This window comes from Streptomyces sp. MCA2 (assembly GCF_023544705.1).
Lineage (GTDB): Bacteria > Actinomycetota > Actinomycetes > Streptomycetales > Streptomycetaceae > Streptomyces > Streptomyces decoyicus.
Window position 1 is genome coordinate 32,997 of sequence record NZ_JAMJFM010000071.1, and the last position, 9,702, is coordinate 42,698.

A 9,702-nucleotide genomic window follows, 5' to 3' on the forward strand; every position below is an offset into this window, starting at 1 on the left:
TAGTGCGATGCCCTGTGCCGTGTGCAGTGCGGTCGGCCACCGGGTCATCTCTCGCCTGCCGCGATGGCCTCCTGGGGTTCCGTCGGGTGCCCCAGGAGGCGGTGGGCGAGGGCCAGTGGTGCGTGAGGGTTGCGGGTGGCGGCGGGTGCCTTGGCGCGGTGCGCGGGGAGGCGTTCGACGGTCGTGGTGCCGGTGTCGGATTCCAGGGCCGGTGCGTAGCCCGCGGCGCGCAGCGCGTCCAGGGTGGCGGCCGGTGGGCGGCCGCTGACCAGGACGGTCGGGGCGATGGCGCGCAGCCCGAGGTCGCGCAGTGCACGGTGCGCGGCAAGCTCTTCGACCAGGGCTTCGTCGTCGGAGCGGATACAGCAGGCGGCGGGCAGGACGCGCATCCGGCCGTGGGAGCGGGCGGCATCCTGGAGGAGGTAGCCGAGCGGCTGGGGCAGGGTGCCGGTCGCCGAGGCGCGGGTGAGGTCCTCCCGGAGGGTCTCGGCGCGGTGCCCGGCGTCCAGCGCGCGGCGTACGGAGCGGTGGGTGAAGCGCCAGGTCACGGCGTGGCCCTCGGATTCGCGGTCGGCCGCGGAGGCGAGCAGTGCGTCGAGCGCGGCGGCGGGGCGGCCGGGCACGACGGCGGTCAGATCGGCCTGGAAGTGGGCCTGTTCGAGGAGCGGCGGGAGCAGATCGGCGAGCGGCTCGTCGAGGGAGCGCGGGTCGGCGAGCAGCGCCCGGCCGAGGGGGGTGAGGGTGCCGTGGGCGGCCAGCCCCAGGCAGGTGGCTTCGTGGAGGGTGTGGGCGGCGCGCTCCCCGGCCATCGGCTGGCGGGTGACGGCGAGGGGCCGGTGCCAGTCCGCTGCCCGGAGGAGGTCCTTCCACGGGGTGCGCATGCCCGCCTCCGGCTCCGGTGGTTCCGTGAACGGCAGCGGCGGGAGGGGTGCTCCCGCGCCGAGGGGGACGGTGTCCAGGGCGGCGAGGAGGGCGTGCCGGAGGGCGGGTGCGTGCCGGTCGTGTCCGCGGACCAGGGCGGTCGGGGTCTCGCCGAACGGGGTGTGGGTGGGGATGTCCCACAGCCCTGACCAGGCGGCCAGGAGGGGGGCGAGGCGGGCGCCGGGCGGGCGGCCGAGCCAGTCGTCGTAGGCGCCGGTGGGCAGCGCGGTGATGCCGGACGGGCTGCGGGTGAGCGCGATCAGGTCGGCGGCGAGCGTGAGGTCGAGGAGGAGGCGGGTGTGCGGTTCGGTGGCGCCAGCCGCCTTGGCCAGCCGTTTGATCTCCCGTACGGCCAGCCCGCCCGACTTGCGCAGCGCGGCGGGCTGCGTCGCCAGGGCGGCCAGCAGACGGTCGACGGTGGCGGCGAGGGTGGCCGCGGCGGCCCGCGATTCGTCGTGCGGCGAGGTCGTCGGAGGGATGGTGGCGGCGGGCGTCGCGGGGGTGGTGGTGTCGTCCGGGACGGGCCGGGGGGCGTCCGCGAGGAACGGGCCGAGGTCGTGGGCGGCCAGGAGTTGCGGGGCGCGCGGCGGTACGACGACCGTGCCGTCCTCGGCCGGCGCGGCGAGGCCGTCGTCGTAGAGGTGGTGCAGTGCGGCTTCCGCGGCGGTGCGCGCGGGTCCGGGCGAGGCGGCTCCGAGGGCGGCGAAGACGTCCTCGGGCTCGACGGGTTCGGTGGCCAGATGCGCGAAGGACAGCCGGTGCGCCATCAGCGACTGGTAGTCGGCGCCCGGGGCGGGGGCGGCGGGGCCGGGGGCGTCCCGCCCGGCACGCTCCTGGCTGATGCGGGCGGTGGCGGCGAGCACCTGGATCTGCGGGTGGTCGAGATGCAGCACCAGTTGGTGGAGGGTTTCATAGGACCACAACGCCTGTGCCAGGCCGCGTAGTTCGGTGGGGGCGGGGCGGCGGGCGAGCGGCTCGGCATGACGGGTGAGGAGCGCGGCGAGCTGCTCGGGGGTGCGCCGGGCGAGGGACCGGGTGAGTGCGTCGAGACCTTCCACGGCGTTGAGGTTAGTCATCGCGCGAGCAGGGCGCTGAGGGCGCCTACGGGGTCGGGGTCGGCGGGGCCGGTGGGCCACCAGTCCTCGGTGCCGGGCTCGGATTCGTACGGGTACCAGCGGTTGTCGTGGCCGAAGCGGAGCTGGATGCCGCGGTCCGCGTCGGTGAGGTGGTTGTGGCGCGGGCGCAGGGCCGGGAGGTCCGCGGCGAGGAGGGCGCTGCGGGCCCGGTCGAAGTCGCCGGCCGGCGGGTCCCAGGGGGTGTCGAGGAGGGCGAGGCCCTCGGGGCCGCCCTGCCGCCAGGCGGCGACGGAGCGGGCCACGTCCGTGGTCGTACGGCCGGTCGCCGCGGCGAGGTCACGGTAGAGGGCCCGGGTGGCGGAGGTCAGACCGGCGGTGGGGTGGGCGGTCGCGGCCAGGCGGATGGCGTCCTCCCACGGGGGCAGCGCGGGGAACGGGCTGTGGACGGGCGGGTGCCCTCCGCCGTGACCCGGGGATGCGGCGGCGGAGACGCAGGCGTGGGCGCGGGCCGCGGCATCGGCTGCCAGGAATTCGAGGGCGGCCGGGTCGAAGGGGAGGGCGTCACCGTCCGGCAGGGCCGGCGGGCGGCCGGGCCGGGCCGGGGCCGGCAGCGGGGGCGGGAGCGGCGGGCGGGGGCGGTCGGCGAGCACCGCCTTGGCCATCACACCGCCCACCGGCGGGGCGCCCGGCGCCTCGGGCTCCCCTGGGTCAACGCCGGGCGTCGCCGGGGCGCTTGGCGCGGTAACGGCGTCGCGGGTCTCTCCCCCGGCCTCGGGGTCGCGACGGTGCCGGGGCGGCCGGGCGGACGCGGGGGCGTGGGTATGGGTGTGGGCGTGGGTTTCGCGGGCGGTGTGGGCGGTGTTGCGGCGGGAAAGCTCGTCGAGGAGTTCGCGTTCGCCGCGGCCGCGCATCAGCAGCAGGACGAACGGGTCCGCGTCCAGGAGGCGGGCCACCTGGAAGCAGAGGGCGGCAGCGTGTTTGCAGGGCCTGCCGTGGTCGGGGCAGGAACACCGGGGGACGAGGTCGCCCGGCCCCGGGAGGAGGCGCACCTCGCCCTCGGCCAGGGCCTGGGGCAGCTTCTTGGCCAGCAGGGCGGTGAGCCGGCCGGGGTCCGCGGCGATGGAGTCCAGGAGGCCGTCCCACTCCTGGTCGGTGAGGGTCCTGAGGCGGATTTCCGCGCTGTAGGGGCGGGGCCTGCTGCCGCGTACGGTGGCGACGATGCGGCCCGGGGTGACGTTGATGGTGTCGACATGGCCGTCGCGGGCGTAGGTCCGGCCGCGGGCGAGCCGGGCACTGTCGAGGGCCGTGGACTCCAGGGCGTCCAGCCAGGCGCTGCCCCACCAGGATTCGGCGAACAGCCCGCGGGCGCCGGGCCGGGCCGGCAGGGGCGGGAAGGTGCGCGAGCGGTCCGCGCGGGCCAGCCGGTCCGCGGCGGCGGCGCGCCCGGAGGCGGGGCGAGGGGTCATCCGGGCCTCCTGAGGGAGACGAGGTCGGCCAGTTCGGCATCGGACAGCTCGGTGAGCGCGGTCTCGCCACCGGAGAGCACCGCGTCGGCGAGCATCCTTTTGGCGCTGAGGAGTTGGGCGATGTTGTCCTCGACCGTGCCCTCGGCGATCAGCCGGTGGACCTGGACGGGCTGGGTCTGGCCGATGCGGTACGCACGGTCGGTGGCCTGCTCCTCCACCGCCGGATTCCACCAGCGGTCGTAGTGGATCACATGGCCCGCGCGGGTCAGGTTCAGGCCGGTGCCCGCCGCCTTCAGGGACAGCAGGAAGACCGGGGTGTGGCCCGACTGGAAGCGGTCGACCATCCGCTCCCGTTCGGCGACGGGGGTACCGCCGTGCAGGAGCTGTACCGGGATGCCCCGGTGGGTCAGATGGCCTTCGAGCAGCCGTGCCATGCCCACGTACTGGGTGAAGATCAAGGTGGCGCCGCCCTCGGCGAGGATGGTGTCCAGGAGTTCGTCGAGGAGTTCGAGCTTCCCGGAGCGGGCGGCGAGGCCGGGGGCGGCCTCCTTGAGGTACTGCGCGGGGTGGTTGCAGATCTGCTTGAGGGCGGTGAGCAGTTTCATGACCAGGCCGCGGCGCGCGATGCCCTCGGAGGTCTCGATCCGGGAGAGGGTCTCGCGGACGACGGCCTGATACAGCGCGGCCTGTTCGCGCCCGAGCGCCACCGGGTGGTCCGTCTCGGTCTTGGGCGGGAGTTCGGGGGCGATCCCGGGGTCGGACTTCTTCCGGCGCAGGATGAACGGGCGCACCAGCCTGGCCAGCCGCTCGGCCGCCCGCGGGTCCTCGCCGCCTTCGACCTCACGGGCGTGCAGCGCACGGAACGTTTTGAGGGAGCCGAGGAGCCCGGGGGTCGTCCAGTCGAGGAGCGCCCACAATTCGGAGAGGTTGTTCTCCACGGGCGTGCCGGTCAGGGCGATCCGGGCGGGGGCCTCGATGCTGCGCAGCGCCTTGGCCGTCGAGGAGCGCGGGTTCTTCACGTGCTGGGCCTCATCGGCGACGATCCAGGCCCAGGCCCGTCCGGCCAGTTGGGCGGCGCTGCTGCGCATTGTCCCGTACGTCGTCAGCACGAAGCCGCCCTCCAGGCCGTCGAGGCTGCGGCCGGCGCCGTGGAAGCGGCGTACGGGCGTACCGGGGGCGAAGCGCTCGATCTCGCGCTGCCAGTTGCCGAGGAGGGACGCCGGGCAGACCACGAGCACCGGTTCCACGGGCTGACGGTGCAGATGCAGCGCGATGACGGTGATGGTCTTGCCCAGGCCCATGTCGTCGGCGAGGCAGCCGCCGAGGCCCAGGGAGGTCATGGTGTCGAGCCAGGCCATGCCCCGTAGTTGGTAGTCACGGAGGGTGGCCCGCAGTCCGGGCGGCTGGGGCAGGGGGCGCGCCTCGGTGGTGAGGCGGCCGCGCAGCGCGGCGAGAGCCCCCAGGGGCACCACCTCGACCTCCTCGCCGTCCACCTCCGTGGTGCCGTTGAGCGTCGCGGCGAGGGCATCGGCCGGCTCCAGGTAGCCCAGTTCGCGCTTCCTGGCCTTGCGGACGAGCCCGGGGTCGACCAGGACCCACTGGTCGCGCAGCCGGACGACGGGCCGGTGCGCCTCGGCGAGGGCGTCCATCTCCGCCTCGCTCAGCGGCACTCCGTCCATGGCCACCTGCCAGCGGAAATCCAGCAGTTCACGGGTGTCGAAGAAGCCGAAGCCGTCCGCTGCCGAGCCCGGTGCCGGGCGCAGCACCGCCGCCGCGGTCAGACCTCGGGTCAGTTCCCTGGGCCAGTGGACGGTCACTCCCGCGGCGCCCAGGCGTGGCGCCGCCTCCCCCAGCAGCTCGTACAACTCGTCCTCGCTGAGCGCCAGTACGTCGGGGACCGGCTGCTCCAGGAGGCGGGTGAGGGGCGCCCAGACGCGGGCGGCGCGGCGCAGGGCGAGGAGGGTGTCGATACGGGAGCGCGGGCCGAAGTGGTCGGGGCCTTCGCCCTCCCACAGTCCGCGGGCGTCGGCGACCAGGGTGGGGTCGGTGAGGCTGTGCACCTGGAGGACCGCAGCCGCCGCACTGCGCTCCTCGGTACCACCCGTCCCGCTCTCCTCGCCCCTGTCGAAGAGCTTGTGCGGGGCGAGATCGAGACGCAGGGAGAGCCGTACTCCCGCGTCGACGCCGGCTGCGACCTCGGCGGCCCATTCCCGGGCGCCGGGGAGGTGTTGGGGCGCACTCGCGGCGAACGGGGCACCGGTCACCAGCGCCGCGGCGGGCGTGCGCGGCAGCGTATCGGCGACCGCATCCACGTAGAGCCGCACCAGGGCCGCGGGGTCGTGCACCTGGAGCGGGCGGCTGCCGGGAATCGGCACCGCATGGGCGTCGGCGGGCATGGCGGCGGCGATGGCCCGCAGGTGCGCGATGTCGTCGGGGTCGAGCGGGCCGGCGCGCCAGGCGTCGGTGTCCTCGGTGGTCAGCCCGGGGAGCAGTCTGCCGCGCGCGGCGAGATGCAGCGCATGCAGGGTGGCCGCGCCCCAGCAGGCGGCGGCCGGGTGGGCGGCCGGATCGTGCCGGGCACGGACCAGCAGCGGGACGGCCTCGGCCAGCGGCAGCAGCAGCGCGGGGACCGTACGGCTGCGGGCGCCGTTTCCATGACGGCGGGCGACCGTCAGCTGACCCTGCTCGGCCACCCCGTCGATGCCCGGCGCCGCATCGTCCTTCCCCCCGGTTTCGACGTCCGGGAGCGCACCGCCATCGGGCCGCCACAAGGCGATCCTCCCGGCGCGCGGCGGCTGCGCGGGCAGGAAAACCGCGGCACATCGCCCCAGGCCAGCGCCGCTTGCACCGTCCTTCCCCACACCACCGGACCCGGCCGTGGGCGTGGGCGGGTCGCCCCACGGCCGGGACTCCCCTGCCGCCGCCTCCCACCGCCTCGTCATGCCATCCCTTACTTCTTGCTCGTCAATTCTCTGTCGTCGATCTTGGTCAAGAATTCTCGGTCGTTCATTCTCGGTCGTTACGGCTTGGCCGTCCCGCCCCGGCCGCAACGCCCGGAGCGCTCGCGATGCCTGCCGCGGCCGCAACGGCCGCCGAGCCCCGCCCGACCCCCGCTTCCTACGCCCCCGACCTGCGAGTCTACGGACGTATCCGCAGCGCCTTCCGCCTCCGCCCCCGGCCTCCGCACCTCCCTCCGGCGCCGGGCGACGCACTACGGGACGCGTACGCGTGGACCGAACCATCCCTCGGCCCGCGCACGCCCCTCCCACCGCAGGACGCAGGAGGCGACGCGCTGCCCGCCGACCCCGGCTCCGCCGCGCGGCCTCCGGCCACGCAAGACCGATAGAAGCAGACGGCACTGACAATGCGCCCTGACCAGGCCTTCCACGCACCGTCCGGAGTTATCCACAGGCCGCACATTTCCCTCTTGCCCTCAGCCCGAAATCCGCTACGGTGAGTGACGTCATCACTCTAAGTAATCGACCGGCCTCGCTGAGGAGCGCTCATGCATCTCCCCACACCCGAACAATCCGCCGCGGCGGAGGCATTTCCGACCGGCTCGCATCTGGTGATCCAGGCCGGCGCCGGGACCGGCAAGACGACGACCCTCGCGATGCTCGCCCGCACCGCGCGGCGCCAGGGCCGGTCAGGCCGCTATATCGCCTTCAACAGAGCGGTCGCGCGCCATGCCGCACGGACGTTCCCCGCCGAGGTGGCCTGCGGGACCGCCCATGCCCTTGCCTACACCGCCGTGGGCAGGCGCTACCAGGCGCGGATGAACGCCCCTCGGCAAGCGGGATGGCGCACGGGCGCGGCTCTGGGCATCGACGAGGACATGACCATGCGGGCCGGCGCCCGCAAGGTCACCCACAAGGCACTCTCGTACACAGTCCTGCGGACGGTCACCCGCTTCTGCCAGTCGGCGGACAGAGACATCGGGCCGCACCACGTCCCGCCCCTGCGCGGCGCCGAATCCGAGCCGCTGCACGCACAACTCACCGAGCTGGTCCTGCCCTACGCGCGCAAGGCCTGGGCCGACCTGCAACATCCGGACCGCGGCGTCGTCCGCTTCGAGCACGACCACTACCTCAAGATGTGGGCACTGCGTGAGCCCGTCATCCCGGCGGACTTCCTGCTCCTGGACGAGGCACAGGACACCAACCCCGTGGTCGAGCAGGTCTTCACCGCACAACGCGACCACGCCCAACTGGTGCTGGTCGGAGACTCCGCCCAGGCCATCTACGGCTGGCGCGGCGCGCGCGACGTGATGACCGGATTCGACGGCAGACAGCTCAGCCTCTCCCGCTCGTTCCGCTTCGGTCCTGCGCTTGCGGCCGAGGCCAATCGCTGGCTCACGATCGTCGGTGCCCCGATCCGGCTCACAGGTTCGCCTCTTCTTCACACGGAGTTACGTGCCGTCCGCGCGCCGGAGGCGATCCTGTGCCGGACAAATGTGGGAGCGATGGTGGAGGTGATACGACAACTGGAGGCGGACCGCCGGGTTGCCCTCGCGGGCGGCGGCGAGGCACTCAGCGCTCTCGCCCGCGCCGCACACGACCTCGAGGCCGGGCGCCGCACCGGCCACCCCGAGCTGATGCTCTTCGAGACCTGGGGCGAACTGCGCGAGTACGCGGAGTGCGATCCGGCCGGACGGGACCTGCTGCCCCTGGTGGAGGTCGTCGACGAGCACGGCACGGAGGCGCTACTGCGCGCCCTGGATCAGCTGTCGCCCGAGGACTCCGCCGACGTGACGGTGTCCACGGTCCATCGGGCCAAGGGACGGGAGTGGGCGAGCGTGCGTATCGCGGACGATTTCACGGGGCCCGATGATCTCGACGAGGCCGGGGAGGACGGAGCCCCGCTGCCCGGCCCGATCGACATCGACGAGGCGCGCTTGGCCTATGTCGCCGTGACCCGCGCCCGGTCGCTGCTCGATATCGGCGGGCTGTCCTGGATCAACAGCCACCCCGCCGGCGACCCACTGGCCGACCCGCACCCCGACCCGCCCTCCACCGAGAGGAATCCCGTGGAGCACGCACCGGAAAGAACGGCATCCACCACGAAAAGAGGTGTCAGGGACAGATGACTGGCGCGCCGATCGGGAGGATCCTGGAGGTGGGAGATGGGTGCCGATGCGTACGGGAAATGAGCCACTTCAGGCACGCAGCCCGTTGAAAATCCGCCGCGGGCTGGCGCTGTGGGGGTTGCTGTGGGCGATCGCCGGAGCCGTGGCCTTCGCCAATGCCGGGCGACCGGAATGGGCGGCAGCGTGTGCCGCACTGGCGATGGTGGCGGCGACGGACCTGGCGATGGTGATCCGCCATATCCGCCAGGGACCGCACTACCAGCCGGGCAAGGACATACCGCCCTACGCCCCGGACCGCGGCCGGAACGACTCGTTCGGCATACGGAACGGCACGGGCCGGCGACGGAACACCAGACCGTAGAAGCTGTAGCGAGACGGTAGATGCTGTAGCGCGACGCTGCGCGCATCGCCTCCGGCGGCAGGGAGGCCGACACTCCGACCGGCACGGTCGGCGCAGCTACTCCGGATCGCCGTCCGGACTGCCGGGGTCGCGATCCCCGCCGCCCGTACCGGGTGCGAAGCGTGCCGCTTCGATGAACTCCGGGCGCGGTTCGAGGGCCGCTGCAAGTCGGAAATGGCGCAGTGCCTCCTCGGAGCGCCCGGCACGCTCCAGGGTGCGGCCGAGTGCGAAGTGCGCGAAGGCGTTGTCCGGCTCGCGCTCCAGCACGATCTGGAACTCCAGCTCCGCAGGCCGTAGTTGAGCGGCGAGAAAGAAGGCGCGGGCACGCAGCAGTCGGGCCGCGGTGTTCTCGGGGTGCGCGGTGATGACCGAGTCCAGCAGCCGGATCGCACCGCGAGGGTCACGGGCCGCCAACAGCTGCTCCGCGGCGCGGAAATCGATGACATGCGTCTCGGGGCTGCTCTCGGGCACGGCCCGCTCCTCTCCGTCGCCGCTGGGGGCATCCGTCAACCACGGACCGTACGGCGTCGCCTGCGGCACAACAATCCCGTCGGTCGCGGCATTCCCCGGCCGGCACGGCCTCAACCGGCTCCACCGGCCTCCGTGACCTTCGTGCTCCTCCGTGCCCTCCGCATGAAAGCCACTACGAGCTGGGCGGGAGGAGGGCACAGGAACAGGCAGGACGCGGGACGGGCCGAGACAGGCCGAGCCGGGCCGGGCCGGGCCGGGCCGGGCCGAGCCGAGCCGAGCCGA

6 protein-coding genes are annotated in these 9,702 nt (G+C 73.9%); 2 read left to right on the top strand and 4 right to left on the bottom strand.

The genetic code is table 11. From position 1 onward, the window contains the following. Nucleotides 1-44 precede the first annotated feature (44 nt). Genes M8I34_RS37260 through M8I34_RS37270 form a run of 3 tightly spaced genes read right to left on the bottom strand, consistent with a single transcriptional unit; the run spans nucleotide 45 to nucleotide 6,405 of the window. Entirely contained in the window at nucleotides 45-1,997 is a 1,953-nt protein-coding gene (locus M8I34_RS37260; RefSeq protein WP_250057348.1) for a helicase-associated domain-containing protein, read from the bottom strand. Then, the gene (locus tag M8I34_RS37265) at nucleotides 1,994-3,463 is read right to left on the bottom strand and encodes an SWIM zinc finger family protein (protein ID WP_250057350.1); all 1,470 of its coding nucleotides are present in this window, start codon (nucleotides 3,461-3,463) and stop codon (nucleotides 1,994-1,996) included. The genes M8I34_RS37260 and M8I34_RS37265 overlap by 4 nt, the downstream gene beginning before the upstream one ends. Continuing rightward, complete coding sequence (locus tag M8I34_RS37270) at nucleotides 3,460-6,405, bottom strand: DEAD/DEAH box helicase (RefSeq protein ID WP_250057351.1); 2,946 nt, start codon at nucleotides 6,403-6,405, stop codon at nucleotides 3,460-3,462. The genes M8I34_RS37265 and M8I34_RS37270 overlap by 4 nt, the downstream gene beginning before the upstream one ends. Nucleotides 6,406-6,968: 563 nt before the next feature. Here M8I34_RS37270 and M8I34_RS37275 point away from each other — a divergent pair. Together M8I34_RS37275 and M8I34_RS37280 are read left to right on the top strand one after the other, a co-directional pair. Next, entirely contained in the window at nucleotides 6,969-8,549 is a 1,581-nt protein-coding gene (locus M8I34_RS37275) for a UvrD-helicase domain-containing protein (RefSeq protein ID WP_250057353.1), read from the top strand. A gap of 46 nt (nucleotides 8,550-8,595) precedes the next feature. Next, nucleotides 8,596-8,910, top strand: coding sequence for a DUF6343 family protein (locus M8I34_RS37280; RefSeq protein WP_250057355.1), 315 nt, complete (start codon nucleotides 8,596-8,598; stop codon nucleotides 8,908-8,910). A gap of 96 nt (nucleotides 8,911-9,006) precedes the next feature. On the opposite strand, the gene M8I34_RS37285 is transcribed toward M8I34_RS37280, so the two are convergent. Next, on the bottom strand, nucleotides 9,007-9,420 hold the full coding sequence (locus M8I34_RS37285) for a tetratricopeptide repeat protein (protein ID WP_244419967.1): 414 nt from the start codon (nucleotides 9,418-9,420) through the stop codon (nucleotides 9,007-9,009). Between the last annotated feature and the right edge of the window lie 282 nt (nucleotides 9,421-9,702).